18 protein-coding genes and 1 other annotated feature are annotated in these 24036 nt (G+C 43.1%); of the genes, 11 read left to right on the top strand and 7 right to left on the bottom strand.

Annotated elements, in window-relative coordinates; translation table 11 throughout:
- Positions 1–360 precede the first annotated feature (360 nt).
- Both ACIQZD_RS04080 and ccpA read left to right on the top strand, forming a co-directional pair.
- Entirely contained in the window at positions 361–1437 is a 1077-nt protein-coding gene (locus tag ACIQZD_RS04080) for a bifunctional 3-deoxy-7-phosphoheptulonate synthase/chorismate mutase (RefSeq protein WP_101222960.1), read from the top strand.
- Between the two features lie 382 nt (positions 1438–1819).
- On the top strand, positions 1820–2824 hold the full coding sequence (gene ccpA / locus ACIQZD_RS04075) for a catabolite control protein A (protein WP_402898471.1): 1005 nt from the start codon (positions 1820–1822) through the stop codon (positions 2822–2824).
- An 89-nt stretch (positions 2825–2913) separates the two neighbouring features.
- Here the strand turns inward: ccpA and ACIQZD_RS04070 are convergent, their stop codons facing one another.
- The 3 genes from ACIQZD_RS04070 to ACIQZD_RS04060 are packed head-to-tail and all read right to left on the bottom strand — an operon-like array spanning position 2914 to position 5397.
- Entirely contained in the window at positions 2914–4095 is a 1182-nt protein-coding gene (locus tag ACIQZD_RS04070) for an acetoin utilization protein AcuC (protein WP_402898468.1), read from the bottom strand.
- Positions 4088–4738 carry an acetoin utilization AcuB family protein gene (locus ACIQZD_RS04065; protein WP_214748659.1) on the bottom strand — a complete coding sequence of 217 codons (651 nt, stop codon included), beginning with the start codon at positions 4736–4738 and terminating at the stop codon, positions 4088–4090. Before ACIQZD_RS04065 ends, ACIQZD_RS04070 begins: the two co-directional genes overlap by 8 nt.
- A gap of 26 nt (positions 4739–4764) precedes the next feature.
- Positions 4765–5397, bottom strand: coding sequence for a GNAT family N-acetyltransferase (locus ACIQZD_RS04060; protein ID WP_034309235.1), 633 nt, complete (start codon positions 5395–5397; stop codon positions 4765–4767).
- Positions 5398–5735: 338 nt separating this feature from the next.
- Between ACIQZD_RS04060 and acsA the strand changes: the two genes are divergently transcribed.
- Positions 5736–7454, top strand: a complete 1719-nt coding sequence (gene acsA / locus ACIQZD_RS04055) for an acetate--CoA ligase (protein WP_402898463.1) — start codon at positions 5736–5738, stop codon at positions 7452–7454.
- Between the two features lie 134 nt (positions 7455–7588).
- Here acsA and ACIQZD_RS04050 read toward each other — a convergent pair whose 3' ends face one another.
- Positions 7589–10597: a transglycosylase domain-containing protein gene (locus tag ACIQZD_RS04050; RefSeq protein WP_402898460.1), complete on the bottom strand. Its 3009-nt coding sequence runs from the start codon at positions 10595–10597 to the stop codon at positions 7589–7591.
- 148 nt (positions 10598–10745) lie between these two features.
- Positions 10746–10963, top strand: a binding site (T-box leader).
- A 66-nt stretch (positions 10964–11029) separates the two neighbouring features.
- Here ACIQZD_RS04050 and tyrS point away from each other — a divergent pair.
- Positions 11030–12286: a tyrosine--tRNA ligase gene (gene tyrS / locus ACIQZD_RS04045; RefSeq protein ID WP_137018134.1), complete on the top strand. Its 1257-nt coding sequence runs from the start codon at positions 11030–11032 to the stop codon at positions 12284–12286.
- Positions 12287–12382: 96 nt separating this feature from the next.
- Here the strand turns inward: tyrS and rpsD are convergent, their stop codons facing one another.
- Together rpsD and ACIQZD_RS04035 are read right to left on the bottom strand one after the other, a co-directional pair.
- Complete coding sequence (gene rpsD, locus ACIQZD_RS04040; RefSeq protein ID WP_137018135.1) at positions 12383–12985, bottom strand: 30S ribosomal protein S4; 603 nt, start codon at positions 12983–12985, stop codon at positions 12383–12385.
- A gap of 454 nt (positions 12986–13439) precedes the next feature.
- Positions 13440–13919, bottom strand: a complete 480-nt coding sequence (locus tag ACIQZD_RS04035; RefSeq protein WP_402898455.1) for a GAF domain-containing protein — start codon at positions 13917–13919, stop codon at positions 13440–13442.
- Between the two features lie 154 nt (positions 13920–14073).
- On the opposite strand from ACIQZD_RS04035, the gene refZ reads away from it, so the two are divergent.
- Positions 14074–14712 carry a forespore capture DNA-binding protein RefZ gene (gene refZ, locus ACIQZD_RS04030; RefSeq protein WP_402898452.1) on the top strand — a complete coding sequence of 213 codons (639 nt, stop codon included), beginning with the start codon at positions 14074–14076 and terminating at the stop codon, positions 14710–14712.
- Positions 14713–14725: 13 nt separating this feature from the next.
- Here refZ and hisJ read toward each other — a convergent pair whose 3' ends face one another.
- Positions 14726–15529, bottom strand: coding sequence for a histidinol-phosphatase HisJ (gene hisJ, locus ACIQZD_RS04025; RefSeq protein WP_402898450.1), 804 nt, complete (start codon positions 15527–15529; stop codon positions 14726–14728).
- A 168-nt stretch (positions 15530–15697) separates the two neighbouring features.
- On the opposite strand from hisJ, the gene ezrA reads away from it, so the two are divergent.
- The 6 genes from ezrA to ACIQZD_RS03995 all read left to right on the top strand — a co-directional run bounded on the left by ezrA (position 15698) and on the right by ACIQZD_RS03995 (position 23991).
- Positions 15698–17392, top strand: coding sequence for a septation ring formation regulator EzrA (gene ezrA / locus ACIQZD_RS04020; RefSeq protein ID WP_402898447.1), 1695 nt, complete (start codon positions 15698–15700; stop codon positions 17390–17392).
- A gap of 234 nt (positions 17393–17626) precedes the next feature.
- Positions 17627–18775, top strand: coding sequence for a cysteine desulfurase family protein (locus ACIQZD_RS04015; RefSeq protein WP_402898444.1), 1149 nt, complete (start codon positions 17627–17629; stop codon positions 18773–18775).
- Positions 18772–19983: a tRNA uracil 4-sulfurtransferase ThiI gene (gene thiI, locus ACIQZD_RS04010; RefSeq protein WP_402898439.1), complete on the top strand. Its 1212-nt coding sequence runs from the start codon at positions 18772–18774 to the stop codon at positions 19981–19983. The genes ACIQZD_RS04015 and thiI overlap by 4 nt, the downstream gene beginning before the upstream one ends.
- 82 nt (positions 19984–20065) lie before the next feature.
- The gene (locus ACIQZD_RS04005; protein ID WP_034309203.1) at positions 20066–20272 is read left to right on the top strand and encodes an alpha/beta-type small acid-soluble spore protein; all 207 of its coding nucleotides are present in this window, start codon (positions 20066–20068) and stop codon (positions 20270–20272) included.
- Positions 20273–20653: 381 nt separating this feature from the next.
- Complete coding sequence (gene mbcS / locus ACIQZD_RS04000) at positions 20654–22237, top strand: acyl-CoA synthetase MbcS (protein WP_402898434.1); 1584 nt, start codon at positions 20654–20656, stop codon at positions 22235–22237.
- 152 nt (positions 22238–22389) lie between these two features.
- Positions 22390–23991, top strand: coding sequence for an amidohydrolase (locus ACIQZD_RS03995; protein WP_402898431.1), 1602 nt, complete (start codon positions 22390–22392; stop codon positions 23989–23991).
- Positions 23992–24036 lie beyond the last annotated feature (45 nt).

Here is a 24036-nt window from a genome sequence, read left to right as displayed (position 1 = left end):
GACGATTTGATCATGGTCCAATGCTCTTTGAGATAAAATATCAATTAAATTATAGCTTTCTTGTTCTATTTCCAATATAATTCCTACAACGGATTGTTCCAATATTCAGTCTAAATCGTTTTTTCTGCATGTGTAACACCTGATTTTATGCATTTATAACTTTAATGCTTAAAAGCGTTTAATTATTAAAGAAAAATATAGTGACATTTATGGGCACTTCATTTATAATTGATTTTATCATACATGAAATATTCTAAATTTTTCATTGATAAAACAATCGGGGTGGATCCAGATGGGATTTTATTAGTTTGAGTCCGCTGAACCGATTTCTATTTTAAAAAACGAAGGGATGGATTTGTAATGAGCAACAAAGAGCTTGATGGACTTCGTAATCAACTGGATGATGTGAACCTTCAGTTATTACATCTTATTAATCAACGTGCTGAACTTGTACAGGAAATTGGTCGCGTTAAAGAAAAACAAGGTGTAAACCGTTACGATCCGGTCCGTGAAAGAACAATGCTGGATCTTATCGAAGCCAATAATCAAGGACCGCTTGATCTTGGTTCGATTAAACATATTTTCAAAGAAATCTTTAAATTGGGCTTGGAGCTACAAAAAGATGATCAGAAGAAAACGCTTCTTGTATCGAGAAAGCAAAAGGCTGAAGACACTATCATCGACATTAAGGGTGAATTGGTCGGTAACGGGATCCCTAGCTTCGTTTTCGGACCATGTGCCGTTGAATCTTATGAACAGACAGCTGCGGTGGCGGAAGTCATTAAAGCTAAAGGTTTGAAATTGATGCGCGGCGGTGCATTTAAGCCACGTACATCTCCATATGACTTCCAAGGGCTTGGTTTGGAAGGATTACAAATACTTAAACGTGTTGCTGATGAATACGGCTTGGCTGTAATCAGTGAAATCGTGAGTGCCAACGATATCGAAGCGGCGATCGATCATATCGATGTCATCCAAATCGGGGCGCGCAACATGCAAAACTTCGATTTGCTAAAAGCGGCAGGTGCTGTAAATAAACCAGTTCTTTTAAAACGTGGACTGGCTGCAACGATTGAAGAGTTCATTCATGCAGCGGAATACATCATGTCGCAGGGCAATGGCAACATCATCCTTTGTGAGCGCGGTATCCGTACTTACGAAAAAGCAACAAGAAATACACTTGATATCTCTGCTGTACCGATTTTAAAACAAGAAACTCATTTACCGGTCATGGTTGATGTAACGCATTCAACTGGACGTCGCGATCTACTGCTTCCTACGGCTAAGGCGGCTCTTGCAATCGGTGCTGACGGTGTTATGGCTGAAGTGCATCCAGATCCTTCCGTTGCTTTATCGGATTCTGCACAGCAAATGGACTTCAAACAATTTGATGAATTCTACGAAGAAATTAAACGTTTGAACTGGGTAACTGTATAAGCTAAGAAAGTCTTTAAATGATCTATTTACGGCCCTTACCAACTTGGCAAGGGCTTTTTTTAATGGTAAAATACTAGTTTTTGCAGAAAAAGCTTCGAAATGAGCACTATTGGATTGCAGGAAAGATTCGACTATCGTATGATAAATAACAAGAATGAGAACTGTTCGGAAGATTGAGTCATACATAAAGTGATATCTATGTGAATTTTATACTTGAATAGGGTATTGAATATTTGACTGAGAAGAGAGTAGGACTGCATTTTTTGTTAGGCAGATCGTTCCTAAAATAATCTTCCTTATAGAGAAAAACGCATAAAAGATTTTTTTCCGAAATAATTCGGGTCTTTTATGGGGAAAATGAAAGAAATGGAGGAATGGATGAATGAATAATATAACCATTTATGATGTGGCGCGTGAGGCGAATGTTTCCATGGCCACCGTTTCCCGCGTAGTTAACGGGAATCCAAATGTAAAGCCTGCAACAAGGAAGAAAGTTTCAGATGTGATTGAGAAGTTAGGGTATCGTCCCAATGCAGTGGCAAGGGGACTTGCCTCAAAGAAAACGACTACAGTCGGGGTCATCATCCCGGATATCTCAAGCATCTTTTTTGCCGAATTGGCACGGGGCATAGAAGATATAGCCACCATGTATAAATACAATATCATTCTAAGCAGTTCTGATGAGAATATAGATAAGGAATTCCATTTGCTGAATACGATGCTTGGAAAACAAGTGGATGGTATCGTATTCATGGGCGGCAACATTTCTGATGAGCATGTCAAAGAGTTTAAGAATTCACCTGTTCCAATCGTTCTGGCAGGTTCGGTGGATGATAGCGGACAAGTTCCATCTGTCAATATTGATTATGAGGCGGCGGCATTCGACGCAGTGACCTTCTTCGCTAAAAAAGGCCACAAGCATATCGCTTTTGTAAGCGGAAACCCTTCGGCGCTGATTAATGAAATGAAATTGACTGGTTATAAACGGGGATTGAAAGAAGCTGGGCTTCCATTTGATGAAAGTTATGTCGTTGAAGGTGATTATACATATGATTCAGGAATTGAATCTTTTGAAAAGTACCTGGAAGCTGCAGACAGACCGACAGCATTCATCGCCGGTGCTGATGAAATGGCGCTTGGAATTGTCCATGCCGCTCAGGACAAAGGGTTTAATGTACCGGAAGACTTTGAAGTGATCAGCTTCGATAACACGAGATTGACATTGATGGTGCGTCCGCAAATCACGACGATCGTTCAACCTTTATATGATATTGGTGCTGTTGCGATGAGGCTTCTTACAAAGTTGATGAATAAAGAACAAGTGGAGGAAGGTCTTGAAAAAGTGATCCTGCCACATCGGATTGAAAATCGTCAATCAACGAAATAAACTGGTTTGGAGAGTGTCCCGAGGGCACTCTCTTTTTGTTTCTCAAATATTTGCCCGAACAAAAAAGATCGTTTTTCAACGATCTTTTGTTAACTTTGTTCATTGCTTTTAGTTGTTTGCCTGTTAGACCTGATGGGATAAAGGACCTTTTCAAGCGTCAGGGCATTCTTCTCGGTAATTTCAGGCTTCCTCGGAATGGGTTCGTATATATCCTCCATGTCATCCCATTCATACGGCAGGGGAACAGGGGACTCAGGCTGCCAGCAATCGAGCCATTCCTTTGATAAGGGACCTGATATATCATTATTCGTCATTTCAAGCCAGACCCTCGCCCAAGCCCTCGGGACGACGCGCCATATATCATATCCGCCGCCGCCCACTGCAATCCACCGTCCTTCGCAATACTTATGGGCCATTTCGTGGGCCAGCTTTGGTATTTCCCTATAAATCTTCATGGTGGCTGATAGATGGGTGAGCGGATCGTAATAATGGGAGTCGGCTCCGTTTTGCGTTAATATGACATCCGGTTTGAAGAATTCAATGACCTCTTTAAAGGAAGCCCTGTAGCATTCGAGCCAGGAATCATCTTCAGTGAACGCATCGACCGGGATGTTGAATGAATAGCCGTAGCCTTTTCCCTGGCCCCGCTCGTTAATATTGCCGGTGCCGGGAAATAAGTAGCGACCTGTTTCATGGATGGATAATGTACATACATCCGGATCATCATAAAATGACCATTGGACTCCATCACCATGATGTGCATCGGTATCGACATACAAGACACGCGCCCCATATTTCTTTTGCAGGTATTTAATCGCGACCGAACTATCGTTGTAAATGCAAAAGCCCGAGGCTTTCCCGCGGAAACCGTGATGCAGGCCACCGCCAAGATTAAGTGCGTGCAGGGACTGGCCGGTCATGACGGCATCCACAGCCGTCAAGGTACCGCCTACAAGCAATGCACTTGCTTCGTGCATTTTGGGGAAGATAGGGGTATCCTCCGTTCCTAGCCCATAATTTACAGCCTTTTCAGGGGGGAGCTTTCCCTGGCCCGCCAACCTGACAGCGTTTACATAATGGTGATCATGGATCAGTTCCAATTCTGCATCGGTTGCCATTCTGGGCTTGATAATTTGATCATCATTGATGGCATGGTGTTTTTTTAATAAATCAAGCGTGAGTTTAAGCCGTTTTTGATTGAATGGATGCTCATCGTTGAATTTGTAGGTAAGGAGTTCATCCGAATAAACGAAAAGGGATGTATCATTCATGTGAAATCCCCGGTAGACTAGGCCATAAAACGGTATAGCCTTCTTTCTTCAAATCCTCCACCACCATAAATGGATTCATCGTCTGTACACGAATTACAAGAATTTTATAGTCGGTTCCATTTTTTTCAGGATAAACAAGGGTGCTCAGGATATTCGTATTGCGCCTTTTGAAAATATGGGCAATATCATGAAGGGAACCTGCCTTATCCGGGATCCTGATTTCGATTTGGGAACCGGGCTGATTGACTCCAGTCAACTCAACGTATGAATGAAGTAAATCAGAACCGGTTATGATGCCCACTAACTTCCTTCCCTTTACGATTGGAAGGCAGCTGATATTGTTATCACAGAAAACAGCCCCGATTTCTTCCACGAAATCCAGCGGGTGCCCCGTGATTATTTCCGTTTTCATGATGCTTGATAGTGGTTTTTGTAAATCATTTTTGTATTCTTCGGTACGGAATATAGAAGGGGCAGCATCCCGAATATCACGGTCGCTGACTAATCCCACAAGTTGAAAGCTGTCATCGACAATGGGGATATGGCGAATTCGCTTCTCCTTGATGATCAAGACAGCGCTATGGATTGTATCCGTTGGAGTGAGGGTGATGATATCCTCATTCATTATTGTTTCAACAATCATTTTCCTTCCTCCTCTTACTCGCCTCTTTAATACATAAACCGATTCATAAAACGCAATTGGTCGAATTTCTGGATGGATTCCGGCGGGACCCTTTTGCCAATACGGGCCATCAGGCAGTTGGCTGGGTGGGAACTGATTTCAGGATCATCTGTTGCAAAGTAGACCAAACCACCGGCACTCATCATTTTTTCCATGACCTTACGATAGTCCCAAATATTCAGACCTGTCCCTTTCAAATCCCAATGCCAATAGTATTCAGTGGTGATGATGATGAAGTCTTCAACCGAATCGTCTTCCATGGAAAGGCGGATTAGGTTTTTCCCGACGGAGGCACCCCGGTATTTAGGGATGACCTCGATTGCACCAAGCTCAATCAGGTCCTCCATCTTGATTTCAGACCAGCGCTCCAAGGGATCGGGATATAAGTAAGTTACATAACCCACGATTGTTTCATTTTCACGGGCGATAAAGATCCTGCCCTCAGGCAAGTCTGCAATCTCTATTAACGCTTTATGCTGCAAAGCAGGCGGGCGAAAGGCGACCAAGTCTTCGTGAAACTCATAAGCGGACATTTTTTCGCCGCTTAACGGCCCCTCGATGATGAGCGTTCCGCTTAATGTCTGCAGTTCCTTGGTGTAAAAGGTCTTACTATATTCCATTCTTTCACCACCCTTGTTATATAGTAATCTTACACTCTCGCATTCCGGAGTATACGAAGCATTGCTTTTAAAAACTGATTGAATGGAAAGCTTACATAAATTATACATGAAAACGAGGGGCATAATTCAGAAAGTTCAAGGCTCTTTTGTTACAGTGCCTCTTCTTTCACGGCCATCATATGCATTCACCTTAACCATAACCATATACCAGTAACTTTCAAAATTCACCAAGAAGGGATTTCCCTAATATGGAAGTATTCAATATTTTAAAAATTGAGATAATTCGATTCTTATACTATAATGAAAATATAGAGCCGAATGAAGGGGGAGTTTGTCGTATGAATGTGAAAGCGTTACCAGTAGTGGAAGGTAATTTTAATTTAAAGAATTATGATGAAAAATACAATAAGTTTGACTGGTCTGAGACCGAAAAGGAATTCTCCTGGTCTGAAACCGGTAAAGTGAATCTTGCGTATGAAGCCATTGACCGCCATGTCGAAACATACAAAAAGAATAAAGTGGCCCTTTATTACAAAGACGATAAAAGAAAGGAAAAGTATACATTCAAGGAAATGAAAGATTATACGAATCAAGCGGCCAATGTGTTCAAGAACATTGCCAATGTGGAAAAAGGAGATCGTGTTTTCATCTTCATGCCTCGCTCCCCGGAGCTTTATTTTGCATTGTTGGGTGCGATTAAAACGGGAGCGGTCGTAGGGCCGTTGTTCGAAGCTTTCATGGAAGGCGCCATAAGGGATCGTCTTGAAGATAGTGAGGCAAGTGTGATAGTGACGACACCTGAACTTTTGCCGCGTGTCCCGGTGGATGAATTACCCCATTTAAAGCATATTTTCTTGGTGGGGGAAAATATAAAAGAAGAAGGAAATTACCATAACTTCAATAAAAAATTAAAAGAAGCCGACAAAAAATTTGAAATTGAATGGGTGGATCGGAATGACGGTCTGATTCTTCACTACACCTCAGGTTCCACAGGCAAACCAAAAGGAGTGCTACACGTTCATAATGCGATGATCCAGCATTATCAAACGGCAAGATGGGTTCTTGATTTGCAGGATGAGGACGTGTATTGGTGCACAGCCGACCCTGGATGGGTGACAGGGACGTCTTACGGGATATTTGGACCTTGGCTGACAGGAACCTCGAATGTCATTGTAGGCGGGCGGTTCAAGCCTGAATCCTGGTACAAGACCTTGGAGGACTTTGGTGTCACGGTTTGGTATAGTGCCCCGACTGCCTTCAGGATGCTGATGGGCGCAGGTGACGAAATCGTTAAGCGGTTCGATTTGAGTTCTCTCCGCCATATTTTAAGTGTCGGTGAACCGTTGAACCCGGAAGTGGTGCGCTGGGGAATGAAGGTATTCAATCACCGTATCCATGATACATGGTGGATGACGGAGACCGGGGCACAGGTCATCTGCAATTATCCTTGCCTGGAAATCAAACCGGGTTCGATGGGCAAACCGATTCCAGGTGTGAAGGCGGCAATAGTGGATGATCAAGGCAACGAGCTTCCGCCGCATAGAATGGGGAACCTTGCCATCAAGAAAGGCTGGCCTTCGATGATGAAGACCGTCTGGAAGAATGAGGCTAAATATGAATCTTACTTTATGCCAGGTGATTGGTATGTTTCCGGAGATTCCGCATATATGGATGAAGATGGTTATTTCTGGTTCCAAGGCCGTGTTGATGATGTCATCATGACGGCAGGGGAGAGGGTCGGACCTTTCGAAGTGGAAAGCAAATTGGTCGAGCATCCAGCCGTAGCCGAAGCCGGGGTCATCGGTAAGCCGGATCCGGTTCGGGGGGAAATTATCAAAGCGTTCATCGCCCTTCGTGACGGATACGAGGCAAACGATGAATTGATTGAGGAAATTCGTACATTTGTAAAGCATGGTCTAGCGGCACATGCGGCACCTCGTGAAATTGAATTCAGGGATAAACTTCCTAAAACAAGAAGCGGTAAAATCATGCGCCGTGTCTTGAAGGCTTGGGAACTTGATCTGCCAACTGGTGATTTATCCTCGATGGAGGATTGAGAAACTTAGTCTTACTGATTATTGAGAAGGAAAAAGGCATCCATGGTCACTTCCATGGATGCCTTTTTGGGAGATTTATAAGGAAACAGGCTGTCGGGGTAACCCGACAGCCTGTTTTAGTTCAAGAAAGAGTGTCATTCTTCCTCTTCTTCAGCTTTATCCGAGTCTTGCTCTTTATCATTGACTGTGTCTTGCTCATTGTCGGTCTCTTGATTTTCTTGATCTGTATTCTCTTTGTTTTGATCTTTGTCTGGAGCTGGCTCTTTATCTGTTTGCGTTTCATTTTCTGGTTCTTTTTCTTTATCTGAACCGTTCTCTTCTTTTGAGTCTGGTTTTTTATCTTCGTTAGCTATTTTATCTTTTCCACGATCATCTTTAGTTTTTGTGGAATCTTCTTTTGAACCTGTCTTTTTAGCGCCGCTTTCAACACGTTGAGAAGGGGCTGATTCTTTGCCGACTATGTCTACGGCCGTTACGTAATAGGAACCGCCTGAGCCGACTTTATAAACCAGGCTCTCCCCAGCATTGATGCTCGCCACTTTCTTGCCGTCTTTATAGACACGATAACCGACGACATCTCCTTCATCATGCAAGCCCCATGTAATCTTATCGTTACCGATCGTTATGGATAGGGGATCTGGTGCCTTTCCATTATCATTCAATTTCGCTGTCGCCCCGACGACATTTCCTGATTTTTCGGCTCCAGGAATCACGGATCCCGGGTCATCGACATATTTCAATCCGATATCTGCAAAGGAATCGGGATTCAACATGAACCCGCCGCTTGTGAATTCGCCAGGCGTTTGCGGAAGGGCTGCGTAGCGTTTGCTGCCGACTGATACATATTGTCCATCTATGAAACTATCATCCGCCTTGGATGGAGCATATTTGGCAATGAATAAATCCGATTTGACAAGCCCGGCCTTTTGGCATGAACTTGAAGGCAGCAGTCCTGAAACGCCACAGAAGGAACGGCTGACAATTCCGCCCGGCATCTCAAATCGCTTATCGGGGTCGATGAGTTTTGGGTCGACTTTATATGCGGCATTGATCAGATCAGCCCAATAATACATATTACGTTTATTATATTCAAGACCATTATAGGTCCCTTGCAAGGATTTTGGTGTGTCATATCCAAGCCATGTACCGAATGATACATTGGGATTGGTAGCGACGAACCAAGCGTCCCAATAATTTTGTGAAGTTCCGGTCTTACCTGCCCAATCGCTCGAGAATGCAAGTCGGTTCCTGACCGAAGCGGCCGTCCCGCTGTTTACGACATCTCGCATCATATCAAGCGTCAGGTAAGCGGCTTGCGGAGAAAATACTTCCTCTGGTTTCACTTTATGTTCATAGATGACCTCGCCATCTTTCGATACGATTTTATCGATCATATAGGCATCGACGAATTCCCCTGAATTGGCAAATGTGCCAAATGCATTGACGTTTTCTTCAACGGTTACACCTTTTGACAAAGCTCCCAATGACATGGAAGGATTAGAGTAATCCTCTTTCGTCACTGTTGTAAAGCCCATTTTTTCCAAATAGGAAGCTGGACCTTGGTTGATTATTTTCATGTAAAAGAGCGCTGCCGGGATGTTATAGGAATTCTTCAGTGCCTCACGCGCTGTCGTTACTCCCGTATAGCTACCGCCGCCATAGTTTCCTGGACGCCACATTTTTCCTGCTGGAATGGAAATGGGTACGTTGGCCGATACGCTTCCAGGTGAGATCTTTCCTAACTCGATCCCTGGGCCATATACGAGCAGCGGCTTCATCGTTGATCCGTTCGATCGCAGTGATGCGGTTGCATGGTTCGTCTGTTCCCGCTTGAAATCACGGCCGCCTACGAAACTGATGATTTTTCCTGTTTTATTTTCGATTAGAATGGCCCCTGCTTCAACGGGCTCACTCACCGTTTTCATTTCCTTCGTATCAGGATCGACGACTTGTGCCGTTTTATCGTATCCGTAATTCGGATAGTTTTTCGTCACTTCCTGCATCTTGTCATAAATCTTTTTATCGATTGTCGTATAAATCTGATAGCCGTTCTGCCGCAGCTTACGATCGGCAAGTGCTAGATATTGAGCTTTTAAATCATCATTCTTTAAATCTTTCTCTTCATATCCATCTTCTTTTGCCAGACTGACGGATAGGATTTCGATGGAGCGTTTTTCGATTTCATAGGTGAGCCATGGATATTTCTCGGATGGCATCTCCGTTTTGCCGATAAAGTCTTTTGTTATGTCGTATGCGCTTGCTTTATCATATTCTTCTTTTGTTATGTATCCGTTACTATACATCCGCTTTAAAACGGTTTTCATCCGGTTGATGCCGGGCTCTTGATTTTCTTTCAGTTTTCCTTTCTGGGTATATGGTGTATATCCGAAAGGGCTCTGCGGCAATCCAGCGATAAACGCAGACTGGGGCAGTGTCAGATCTTTGGCCTCCACGCCAAAAATACCTTCAGCGGCGGACTCGACACCAGCGATGTTACGTCCTGAAGAATTTCGTCCCAAAGTGGAAACGTTTAAGTAGGTTTCCAAAATCTCTTCTTTTTCAAAGAATTTTTCGACCCGGAGCGCAAGCAGGATTTCTTTTGCTTTCCGTTCAAACGATACTTCGTTGGTCAGGACCTGGTTTTTAATGAGCTGCTGTGTTAATGTACTTCCTCCCGATTGGACGGTTGCATTCGAAAATTCCTGGTAAACGGCACGCAGGATGGCTTTCGGGACAACCCCGTCATGCTCATAAAAATACTCATCCTCTGTAGCGATGACTGCATTTTTTAGATGCTCGGAAACTTTATCGATGGACACTTCTTCACGCTCAAGGTCACTCTTAAGCTTGCCCAAGTATACTTCATCAGCAAAGTATACTTCAGAGGTCTCTTCATAATTGTAAATGTCTTTTTTCAAATCTTCTTTTGAGCGTACCGGCTCATCATTGACGAGGGCAGCGAAATAGCCGGCTCCGACGCCGCCGGCGAATGAGAATCCTAGAATCCCGACAATAATGAGGATCAGCGTTAAATTCCAAATGACTTGGTATGTAACCCGCGCGTTCCTATGTGTTTTTTCATTTTGAAAAAAACGGGTCAGCTGCTTCCAGACTGTTAGAAATCTATCTTTTTGATTATTCATCGTATCATACCCCCTGAAATCACATATATTATAGCATACAACAGGTAGGGGAAAGGGCATCTTTCTTATTTTTCTATAATCTGTAAGGGTATGTTGACAAGGATTCTTATGTATGATAAAAGTTTATTAACAACAATAAAATGATTAAATGATCGCGATGATAGGACCCAGTAGTCAGACTATCCCTGTTTTCAGAGAGCCGGTGGTTAGTGGAAATCGGTACAAATAGTATGATGAATTACTTCCTGGAGCATTTGCTGTGAAATGATTAGTAGCAGGAAACGGTTGACGACCGTTATTCGTCTTGAGCGGAGGGCATATTATGTCCTCAAGTTGGGTGGTACCGCGAATTCATTCGTCCCTTCATATATATGAAGGGGCGTTTTTGTGTGCTTTTTGCGGTTTTTTTCTAAGATGGAGGAGGAATATTAAATGGAATTGCTTAAAGACCTCGAATGGAGAGGGATTATTTATCAACAAACGGATGAAGAGGGTTTTAAGAACCTTTTAGAAAAAGAGAAAATTTCTTTATACTGTGGTGTCGATCCAACTGCGGATAGTATGCATATCGGACATCTATTGCCATTCCTGACATTGCGCCGTTTCCAGCAGCACGGCCATCGTCCCATTGTATTAGTGGGTGGTGCGACTGGACTTATCGGTGATCCAAGCGGTAAAAAAGAGGAACGCCAGCTGCAAACTCTGGAAAAAGTGCTCTATAATGCCGACTGCATAAAAGGGCAGCTATCCCACATCTTTGAATTCGAAGGTGAAAATGGTGCGGTCATGGTCAATAACTATGACTGGATAGGTAAAATCGATATGGTCACGTTCTTGCGTGATTACGGGAAATACATCGGCATTAACTACATGCTGGCAAAAGATACGGTTGCTTCCCGCTTGGATACGGGAATTTCCTTTACTGAATTTGCGTACACGATCTTACAAGGAATTGATTTCGGCCATTTATACAGCAATTACAACTGTAAATTGCAAATTGGCGGCAGTGATCAATGGGGCAATATTACGACTGGGCTGGAAATGATCCGGAAATCCAATGATGAGGATGCTAAAGCATTCGGTATGACGATCCCGCTCGTAACGAAAGCGGATGGAACGAAATTCGGTAAAACGGAAGGCGGAGCAATTTGGCTTGATCCTGAAAAGACGACTCCGTATGAATTTTACCAATTCTGGATCAATACAGCCGATGCTGATGTCGTGAAATACCTGAAATTCTTCACATTCCTATCTCGTGAGGTGATTGAAGAGTTAGAGCAATCCGTACAGTCCGAACCGCATTTGCGTAAAGCGCAAAAAGCTTTAGGGGAAGAAATGACCCGTTTGATTCATGGTCAGGAAGCTCTTGACCAGGCAATCAAAATCTCTGCCGCCCTATTCAGCGGAGAGGTGAAGAATTTAAGTGCGGCGGAAATCAAATTGGGCTTCAAAGATGTCCCTAGCTTCGAACGTGAAAGCAAGGAAGATATCGGTTTGGTCGATTTAATCGTTGAAGCGAAAATTTCGCCATCAAAGCGTCAAGCCCGGGAAGATATTCAGAATGGGGCAATCTCCATAAATGGGGAGAAAGTGACTGATCTGCAATATGTAGTGACGGAAGCTTCTAAGATTGAAGGGGAGTTCATCCTAGTTCGTCGCGGCAAAAAGAAATATACATTAGTGAAATGATTGTTCAAGGCCCGGCTGAATCACAGCCGGGTTTTCTCATGCAGGGGTGTTTAGGTGCAAAAAAAACCCCATCCAAGGATGGGGTTTTTGAAGTTATTAACGAGAGTAGAACTCAACGATAAGAGCTTCGTTAATTTCAGCAGGCAATTCAGAACGTTCTGGTAAACGAGTGAAAGTACCTTCTAATTTCTCAGCATCGAAAGTAAGGAAATCAGGAACGAAGTTAGTTGCTTCAACTGATTCTTTAATGATTGAGAAGTTACGTGATTTTTCACGAACTGCGATTGTTTGTCCAAGAGACACTTTGTAAGATGGAATGTCTACGCGGCTTCCGTCTACAGTGATGTGACCGTGGTTAACAAGTTGACGTGCTTGACGACGTGTACGAGCTAAACCAAGACGGTAAACTAGGTTATCAAGACGTGATTCAAGAAGAATCATGAAGTTTTCACCATGTACACCTTTAAGTTTGCCAGCGCGGTCGAACATTGTGCGGAATTGACGTTCAGTGATTCCGTACATGTGACGAAGTTTTTGTTTCTCTTGTAGTTGCATTCCGTATTCAGAAATTTTTCTACGTTGGTTAGGACCATGTTGTCCTGGAGCATAAGGGCGTTTTTCTAATTCTTTACCAGTACCTGTTAGGGAAATTCCTAAACGACGGGATAGTTTCCAGCTTGGGCCAGTATAACGAGCCATAGGATGACTCCTCCTTTAAATGTTTTTATTTTGGTAAAATAAAAACCGTGTGAATATACGATCATGACCATTTTGTTTTCATGTACCTTCGCCCTAGCAGCAGAGGGTTACGAGATACACCTCTGTATTGAGGAACAAAATGAGAACATAAAGGCTGTCACATAGGCTGCAATATTTTACACAAAGAGTATTGTATAATATTTGGCTCAATGAGTCAAGGACAGTTGTGATTAATTAAGGAGTAGATAAAGAGAATCGCAGCAGGTAAATTTAAAAAATGCAATTTTTAGTGAGGTTTTTTCATTGTAAGCGTTATGATGAGATAATGAATACATGGCGAAAAATATCAAATGGGCCGATGAGGCGTTATATATTGGGAAGAATTCAGGAAGGACCGGTACATGGGGCCTGTAATGGAAAAGGGAGCAGGCAAGGATTGCCGCTCCCTTTAACTTTATAGATGCCTGGAAAGGATTTCAGCGAACTTCTCCAGTCCTTGCTGATCCATTTCGTCAAAACGGTCCGTGACCGGGCTGTCGATATCGAGGACACCGATCAAATTGCCATCCTTCATGAGCGGTATGACAATTTCAGATCTTGATGCCGCATCACAGGCGATATGTCCAGGGAATTTGTGGACATCCTCTATGCGCAGGGTTTTTTCAGTCGCCGCTGAAGTCCCGCAAACGCCCCTGCCCATTGGAATGCGGACACAGGCTGGAAGACCCTGGAAGGGTCCTAAAATTAATTGGCCTTCTTCGTATAAATAGAAGCCGACCCAGTTAATCTCATCAAGAAACTGATTAAGTAAAGCTGCCGCATTGCTTAAATTGGCTATCCGGTTCGTTTCATCTTCAATTAAGGCAAGAAGTTGCTTTTGGACCAGTTCATAGTTATTTTCTTTTTTTCCTTGATACATTTCGACATTAAACAAAAGCGTTCACCTGTCTTCCGCATATTTTTACAGCACTTTCTAATCATGTTGCTTTATTGTTGGAAAATTGTCGAGAACTTACTAAAGGATTCAGGCTCTTCCGTGAAGAAGTAGTCCACAAGACTTGTCTCAAAGAAAGCGAGGGATTGCCTGAATGAATCGCCAGACGCCAACGAAACAAGCCATTGTGGAAGCAGCATTGCATTTATTTCATTTAAAAGGCTATCATGCTACATCCATACGGGATATTGCGAATAAAGCCAAAGTGAACGCTGCAAATATTGCCTACTATTTCAAGAATAAGCAGGGGTTGCTGGAATTCTGTTTCACTTCCTATTTAGAAGAGTATATCCTGGTCCTTGAGACGAACATGACATTGCTGGAACATGAAGGCCCGCAGCATTGCTTGATGAATCTTGTAAAGGATATTCTCGCTTTCCAGAGGGAAAACTTCCTTGCTGCACGGTTCATATATGGGGAATCTTCACTCGATTCCAATTTAAATCGTGAAATTCATTCGACTTATTTTACAAAGGAAAAGTCTTATTTTCAATATATTTTGGAACAGGGGATCAAGAGCAGGAGTTTCCAGCAGGTCTCGGTTCCCATGTATATGCTGCAGTTGAAGGGTTTATTGACGGCCCCTGTCCTGCATACCCATTATGCGATGGATGTGCTTCATGTGTTCCCGCAGGAAGCCTATTACACGAATATTTATGCCAATGAAGTCGGACGTTTTTTGCAGGATACCCTTTTCATAGACCTGCAGCCACTGTTAGCGGGCCGGAGCTGAAGTGTATACAGAGTTACCCATTGAACCCTTCAATCAGTGCCTGATGGCCCTGACCCAAATCCTTAGCCTGATGTGCATCGGAACCGTAAATAAGCGGAATGCCGAGATCGAAAGCACGCTTTGCAAACCGTTCAGGAGGGTATGGTTCACCGCATAGCGGCTTTACATACCCGGCTCCATTATAATCTAGTTCATACCTTTGTTCTTTGATCATGTCGAGCACTTTGTAAACCCGCTCGTCAAAACCAGAAGCCGGCGGATATCGATGCTGGAACTTATGGACAAGCGTAATATGCCCGATCCGTTTTGGTTTATAAATGCCTAAATCAGTAATTATTGATTTTTCCAGTGTATCGTAATATTTGGCATACACCGATTCCACTGAACCTAGTTCATTGGCAATCTCACCAAACCCATTTTCGCTGAAATCGATGCAGTGCCAACTGCTTTGATGCTTGATGAAGTGGACGGAAAGTATACTATCATCAAGGAATTCTCCGATTTCGTCGAGGAATTCTTTTGTTTCTTTTTCATAACCCTCTATAAAGTCAACCTCCAGACCTGTTTTGATCAGGATTTTGTCTTTATGGCGTTCTTTCAGTACGCGGAGCTCTTGAAAGTAATCCAGGAGCAGGGCAGCGTCCATGCCGCTGTCTTTTTCAGGCGTAGGATCTTGAAAATTTCGTGGCAATGGAGCATGTTCCGTAAATGTGATTTCCTTTAAGCCTAGCTCGATTCCCCGCGTAATATATTCATCGAATTTATCCGTAGAGCCGTGAGGGCAAAACGGAGTGTGCACATGACCGTCAGCTTTCATGGTCCTTCCCTCCCAAAAAACAGGTATTTGTAGCAATTTTCTACAAAAAAAACATTTTTCTCGTCAAAAATTATTGCTAACATGGTATCATAAAAGCATTAAATTTAACATTTTTAAAATTGATATATAAACGAGCAAGACTGTAAGGACTAGAACAGGGGGCTTACCATGGATTACATAATTGGGGTAATTGTATTAATTTTGATTTTCATCATTTGGGGTTATTTTTTCAAAAAGAGATATTTTAAAGAAATCGATCGACTGGAATCCTGGAAAATAAGCATCATGCACCGCCCCGTGCTGGAAGAGCTTTCTAAAGTCAAACAATTGAACATGACAGGTGAAACAGAGGAAATGTTCGAAAACTGGCGCATTGAATGGGACGCCATCATTACTGATCATATGCCGGAAGTCGAAGAGCTTTTATTTGATGCCGAGGAATTCGTCGATAAATACCGTTTCAGCCGATCAAAAGAAGTACAGCGCAAAATTACAGTCAAGCTGAATGAAATCGAGGAAATGATCAAAAAGATCTTATACGAACTGAATGAACTTGTAGGCAGTGAGGAAAAAAACCGATTGGAAATTGAGGATATCAAGGAATCCTACCGTCAATTGAAGAAATCCCTGCTTGCACACAGGCATAATTACGGGAAAGCGGCTGATAAGCTGGAAAATACCTTGGATGAGGTATTGCAGATCCTTCAAAAGTATGACGAAGAGACCGTGAACGGCAATTATTTGAATGCCAGGGAGCTTGTTCTATCCATTCAGGAAAAATTGGCGGTTCTGTCAGTTAAAATGGAAATGCTCCCGAAATTATTGGTAGATAGCCAATCCGAGCTGCATTCCCAGCTTCAAGAATTGAAGGATGGTTATGAGGAGATGTCAGGACAGGGGTATCTGTTGAGCCATATCCAATTCGAGCAGGAAATATCCCGGCTTGAGGAAGAACTGGAACTATATAAAACACAATTGGAAAATGCCGAAACGGAAGCAGTGGATAAAGGCATTAAAGATATGCGCGAAAGCATTGAGGTGCTTTATGACCTTTTGGAAAAAGAAGTACTTTCAAAACAGTATATCTTGAAAAATGATGAAGTTCTCAGGAAAACGATCAGTGACCTTGAATATGAAAACGATAAACTTAAAGTTGAAACCATACATGTTCAACACACATATCATCTGACGGAAAATGAGCTCGATGCACAACGGAAAATGGAAAAGCAGATTGCCCAGATTTCGAAACGCCATCAATTGCTTGTCTTGAAAATGGAGGATAATGTGATGGCAAGCTCCCTTATCAGCGAAGAGATGCAGGGGCTGGCTGTACAGTTGAAGGAATTACAGGAAAATCAGAAAGACTTCACCATTAAATTACAGGCTTTACGGAAAGATGAAATGGATGCCAGGGATTCACTGGCTGAATTGAAACGGAAAATGGTCGATACTGGACGTTTAATTGCAAAAAGCAATATTCCAGGTCTTCCAGAAGAGTATAAAGTGGTGCTTCAGGATGCCAAAGAAAGTATGGATGACGTTCAAGGGAAACTTGAAGAAAAGCCGCTTGACATGGCCGCTGTTTATATTTATTTGGAAAAAGCGGTTCAACAGGTGAATAGGGTCCACGAAAAAGCCCATGAATTGATCGAACATATGTATTTGGCCGAAAAGGTGATCCAATTCGGAAATCGCTATCGAAGCAGTCACGATATGGTTGCCGAGAGCCTAAGGGAAGCCGAAGCGAAATTCCGAAGCTATGAATATCAAGCAGCGTTGGAAACGGCAGCAACGGCCATAGAAAAGGTCGACCCGGGCAGTTTACGAAAAATCGGGGCGAACATAGAAGAAGTCCTTTCCTAAAAAACCCGCCATGGCGGGTTTTTTTCTTTTATCGGACGTACCGTGAATAAACAGGCGGGAAGTTTAAATCATTCTGAGAAATAAAAAGAAGCAATTCTCCTATCATTCATTGACCAGTGTTTTACATTCTCTTTCAAATTCAATTATGTTAATATTAGATGTTGCAACAGCAACATTGAAACTTATATTTAGTAGAGTGACCATCATAGATACAAAAACATGGAAGGTGAGCCCATGATTTATTTTGATAATAGTGCAACAACAAAACCATATCCCGAAGTAATCGAATCATTCATGAAGGTTACTTCGGACTATTTCGGGAACCCCTCTTCGCTTCATGGACTTGGGGTGCAATCCGAAAAACTGCTTTCCGCTGCAAGAAAGCAGATCGCTGATTTATTAAAGGTGAAGAGTTCGGAAATATATTTCACTTCCGGGGGGACGGAAGGAAATAATCTTGCCATTAAAGGGGCCGCACACTCTCAGGGAAATCGCGGCAAACACATAATCACGACAGCGATTGAACATCCTTCTGTAGAAGATGCATGCCAATCATTGACGAAAATGGGTTATGAGATCACATATCTTCCCGTTAACGATTTTGGGCAAATTGATGTAACGGACCTTAAGGATGCATTGAGGGAGGATACCATTTTGGTTTCCGTCATGCATGTTAATAATGAAGTTGGCTCGATACAGCCGATTGCTGAAATCGGCAAATTGATAAAACAATACCCAAACGTGCTCTTTCATGTCGATAATGTGCAGGGAGCAGGCAAAGTTTCTTTATCATTGCGTGATGCCAATGTGGATTTATGTACATTTTCCGGCCACAAGGTCCACGGCTTGAAGGGGACGGGCATCCTTTATGTTCGTGAAGGCGTTCGGGTCGATCCGCTTTTCCATGGTGGCAATCAAGAAACGAAAATCAGGAGCGGCACCGAAAATGTTGCGGGAATCGTCTCCCTATCGAAGGCTTTGCGTATTAGTATGAACAATCAATTGCTGTATCATGATAAGCTGCAGCAAATCAAAACTTATTTATATAAAGGTTTGAAGGAAATGGACGGGGTGTTGGTTAACAGTCCTGAAGAAGGGGCACCCCATATTGTGAATTTTTCCGTTCCCGGACTTAAATCCGAGGTATTGCTGCATGCACTTGAATCGGAAGGAATATATGTTTCGACAACTAGTGCCTGTTCTTCGAAAAAAAGGACGATAAGCAAAACGGTGGATGCAATGTTCCATAATTCAGCTCGTTCCGAAAGCGTCATCCGAATCAGTACTACCTATGGCAATGAAATGGAAGAAGCAAAGCAAGTTCTGGCGGCGATACAGAAAATAGTCGCTAATTTAGAAAAAATAATGAGGGTTGCAAAATGAAATTTGATCATATAATTATCCGTTATGGAGAAATCTCCACGAAAAAAAGAAACCGTAAAGGCTTTGTAGACAAAATGAAGGCACATATCCGCTGGAGTTTAAAAGATATTGAAGGTGTAGTGCTTACAGCCAACCGGGAGCGGATGTACGTTCTCCTTAACGGTGCGGACCATAAGCCTGTCATTGACCGATTGAAAGGCATTTTTGGAATTCAGTCATTAAGCCCTGCGATAAAAATAGAGCGTGATCTGGAAGTGATGAAAACGGCAGCGCTGTATTACCTGAATCATACTCTAGACGAGGTAAAAACGTTCAAGATCACGACAAAGCGCGCGGATAAGGATTTTCCATATAATACCGATGAAATTAACAGGGCAATCGGCGGGCATTTGCTTCGAAATACAGAGGATTTAAAAGTGGATGTAAAGAACCCCGATTTGAACCTGCTAGTGGAAGTGAGACGCGAAGCCGTGTATTTGACAGGTGAAATCATCCAGGGGGCAGGCGGTCTTCCATTCGGGTCAAGCGGAAAGGCGATGCTGATGCTTTCAGGCGGGATTGATAGCCCTGTTGCGGGATTCCTTTCGATGAAACGGGGATTGGACGTGGAAGCGATCCATTTTTACAGCCCACCGTTCACGAGCGAACGTTCACGTCAAAAGGTCATTGATTTGGCGGGCAAGCTTGCCGAAATAAATGGAAGCATGAAAGTGCATATCGTTCCATTTACGGAAATCCAATTATTGATTCAAAAACAAATCCCGGAAAATTACTCAATGACTACTACCCGTCGTTTAATGATGCGGGTCGCCGATCGAATTCGTGAAAAGGAAGAAGCCATGGCACTGATTAACGGTGAAAGCCTTGGACAGGTTGCGAGCCAGACGATGAGCAGCATGTTCGCCATCAATGAGGTGACGAATACACCGATCCTGCGCCCGCTGATTACTATGGATAAAACGGAAATCATCAAAATTGCAAGAGAGCTTGATACTTTTGAAATATCCAATCTGCCATACGAAGATTGCTGTACGGTCTTTACGCCGGCAAGCCCAAAAACGAAACCGAAACGTGAAAAAGTCAATTACTATGAAAGCTTCGTCGACTTTGAATCCTTGATTGAAAAAGCGGTCTCCGAAACAGAAGTATTGACGGTTAAACCTGGTCAGACTTTCGATAAGGAAGAAGCGATGGAAGATTTATTTTAATATCCTGTAATTACCAATAAAATAGTGCGAATGAAGCCATGTGTTTTAACACACTCTATAATCACAAGGAGGTGAAAAACACATGGCAAACAACAACAGCTCAAACGAATTATTGGTACCTGGAGTAGAACAAGCTCTACAACAAATGAAATATGAAATCGCTACAGAATTCGGCGTACAACTTGGTGCCGACACAACATCTCGCGCTAACGGTTCAGTTGGTGGAGAAATCACAAAACGCCTTGTTCAAATGGCTGAACAACAATTAGGCGGAGGCTTCAACAGATAATTTAATAAATATGGCTACAGAGAGCGGGTTTTAACACCCGCTCTCTTCTGTTTGTCGACTTCGTTATACTACATGGTTTTTTACTGTAATTCTTATTGGATTGAAGAAATTTGCGACACGCCTGCGGATACTGGCTAGCCGAGACCCCACAGACGCTTGGCAGACAGTCGGCGGAAAGGGAGCTGATTTCTGAAATCAATTGGAACGTTTATCAATAAAAAACTGAAAGCAAATTCGCTTTTCTTCGAGTTTGTCTACAGTCTGCAGAGAGCGGGTTCAACACCCGCTCTCTTTATTTATTTGTAAAAATAAATAGAAATAGTAGAGAAGTATCTTGTATAATGAGTAGGTACTAAGAGTTCATAATTGGAGGGGAAGAATATGAAGCGTGAAGACTTATTGGCTCCGGAACATTACAACTTAGTGAGTGAAATGGAACGTTATGCAAAAGATCCAGAAAAAGTTGCCGTACTCTGGGAGAACGAAACCGGAGATAAAAAACAACTTACATATGAGAATTTATTAAAGAGTGCAAATAAAATTGGAAATGCCTTAAAGAAAAAAGGACTGGGTAAAGGTGATACGGTCCTTATCATAATTCCTCGTTTGGTGGAAGCATATCAAGTGTATTTAGCCGCATTGAAAATTGGCATGATTGTCATTCCTTGTTCGGAAATGCTTCGTGCGAAGGACTTGCAGTATCGAGTCAACCATGGTGATGTCAAAGGAATCATCAGTTATCATGAATATACTCATGAATTGAATGAAATAGAAGGAGCGGAAAGCCTTCTGAAATTCTCAATCGGAAAACGAATCGAAAATTGGCTGGATTTGAATGAGCTTGCCGACAAAGAATCCGATCAGCTGCAAATGGCCGACACGAAGAGTGGGGATATGGCGTTCTTATCGTATACTTCCGGAACGACAGGAAATCCAAAAGGGGTCGTCCATACACATGGCTGGGCTTATGCCCACTTGAAAACGTCTGCTGCAAACTGGCTTGGCATCAGCGAAGCGGATGTGGTTTGGGCAACTGCGGGTCCAGGGTGGCAAAAGTGGATTTGGAGTCCTTTCCTGGCGGTTCTAGGAACGGGAGCGACCGGTCTTGCTTATCATGGGAAGTTCGAGGCGAAAAAATATCTTCAGCTGCTTCAGGACTACAAAGTGAATGCATTATGCTGCACACCAACCGAGTATCGATTGATTGCAAAGGTGGATAACCTTGATGACTATGATTTATCCCATCTTCATAGTGCTGTATCAGCGGGAGAGCCTTTAAATCAAAAAGTGTTCGAGGTCTTTAAAAACCATTTCCATATTGAAGTGCGTGATGGATATGGACAGACTGAAAATACCCTGTTGGTAGGTGTAACAAAAGGCATGGAAATTAAATTGGGCTCCATGGGCAAACCGACGCCGGGCAACCATGTGGATATCATTGATGATTCCGGTAAACCTTGTTCTCCTGGTGTAGTGGGGGATATTGCCGTACATGTCGATACACCTGCTCTCTTTAAAGAATATTTTAAAGATCCCGAGCGGACATCGCAGCAATTCCGTGGGGATTATTATATCACTGGCGATCAGGCGAAAAAGGATGAGGATGGTTACTTCTGGTTTGAAGGTCGTTCCGATGATATCATCATCAGCTCGGGATATACGATTGGACCGTTTGAAGTGGAAGATGCACTCGTTAAGCATCCATATGTTAAAGAGTGTGCCGTTATAGCAAGTCCTGATGAAATAAGGGGAAATGTGGTCAAGGCATATGTCGTCTTGATGGATGATGTTGATCCGAACAGCCAAGACTTGATCAAGACGCTCCAATCTCACGTGAAAGAATTGACTGCCCCATATAAATACCCAAGGAAAATCGAATTTTTGGAAGAGCTGCCCAAAACGACTTCGGGTAAAATCAAACGGGTGGATTTACGGAAAAGGGAAGAAGCACTCCTTAACAATTGATTGTAAGCATTATCGTCAGCCTCCATGGCTGGCGTTTTTTTTTACATAGGGGATAGGTTAAAAGCATAAATATGGGAATTCATGATATGAGATGGTACACTTACTGCATATCTGCACAGTAACAATCATTTAATAAGGAGTGTAAAGCCGGAATGGGAACGTTATGGTTCAATGGGTCGATTTATACGATGGTTAAAGAAAACGATCAAGTGGAGGCAGTCTTCACTGAAAAGGGGGTAATTGTTGATACTGGCAGCCAGGATTATTTGAAAAATGAATATGCCGGCAATATTTCCAGGGAAATCGACTTAAAAGGACAAACGATGCTGCCAGGGTTAGTGGATAGTCACCTTCATTTGGTCGGGCATGGTGAAAGGCTGCTTCGTTTAGACCTCTCCTTGATGGATAGCAGGCAGTCCATCATGAAATCCTTGAAGGAAAAGTGCTCAAAGACCCCGGCTGGAAAGTGGATTGTTGCCGAAGGGTGGAATGAAAACGAATGGCCGAGTCCTGAATTGATATTACGGGATGAGCTTGATGTTATATCGACAGAACATCCCATCGTATTGAAAAGGATCTGCCGTCATGCCCTGGTGGTCAATTCCCGTGCCCTTTTGGAAGCGGAAATTAAAGAAGATATCAAAGAACCTTCAGGCGGGGTGATCTGCCGTTATCCGGACGGACGTTTAAATGGTTTATTTAAAGAAAGTCAGGCACAAAACCTAATTTTAGACAGTCTTCCGGGCATTGATCAAGAATATATCGAAAACGCGCTCACAGAGGCCATAGAAGACGCATATAAGCTAGGTTTGACTGGGGGACATACTGAGGACCTCTATTATTACAATGGCTTCATGCCGACATATCAGGCGTTTAAATCGGTGATCGAGGACCGGGAAATGGCCTTCCGCGCCAATTTACTCGTCCATCACGAAGCGTTTGAAGAAATGCTGGCAGCAGGCGGCGGCTATCAGAAAGGTACGCGATATATTAAATTCGACAGCATGAAGATATTTACGGATGGCTCCTTAGGCGGACGCACAGCCCTTTTGAGCGAGCCTTATGTAGATCAAAAGAATACGAATGGAGTCGCGATATTCACTGAAAACGAGCTTCAGGAATTGGTGAAAAAAGCAAGGGATGCCGGAATGCCGATTGCTGTCCATGCGATTGGCGATCTCGCTTTTGAATATGTCTTGAATGCAATTGAGGCCCTCCCCCCGCAAGAGGGACAGAGGGACCGGCTCATCCATGCGCAGATCGTCCGGCCAGAGCTGTTGCAGCGGGCGGCAAAGCTGCCGTTAATCTTTGATATCCAACCGGGCTTCGTCCCGTCCGATTTTCCGTGGGTGGAAGAAAAGGTTCCAGCCAATCTGTTGAAATCCTCCTATGCCTGGAAAACCTATTTGAATTTGGGCATCATTTGTGCGGGAGGGTCGGATGCACCCATTGAGCCATTAAATCCAATTTTGGGCATTCATGCAGCTGTCACAAGGATGAAAATCAATAGTGAGGACCATACCGTATATGGCCTGGGTGAAAGGCTTTCCGTTTACGAAGCCTTTGCACTGTATACAAAAGGGAGTGCTGCGGCAATTGGCCAGGAAAAACGACGTGGTGTAATCATTAAAGGGTACGATGCCGATTTTACCGTGTTTAATCTGGATGTCTTTGCTGTTGCGCCGGATGACCTCCTAAAAGCTGAGGCGGTCATGACGGTCATCGATGACAAAATCATGTATGATAAAAAATAACAGTTGCAAAAAAGAAATGGAAATACAAAATTGTGAGATGGAATT

This window comes from Peribacillus sp. NPDC096447 (genome assembly GCF_044762725.1).
Classification (GTDB): domain Bacteria; phylum Bacillota; class Bacilli; order Bacillales; family DSM-1321; genus Peribacillus.
This window is presented reverse-complemented; position numbering and strand designations above follow the sequence as displayed.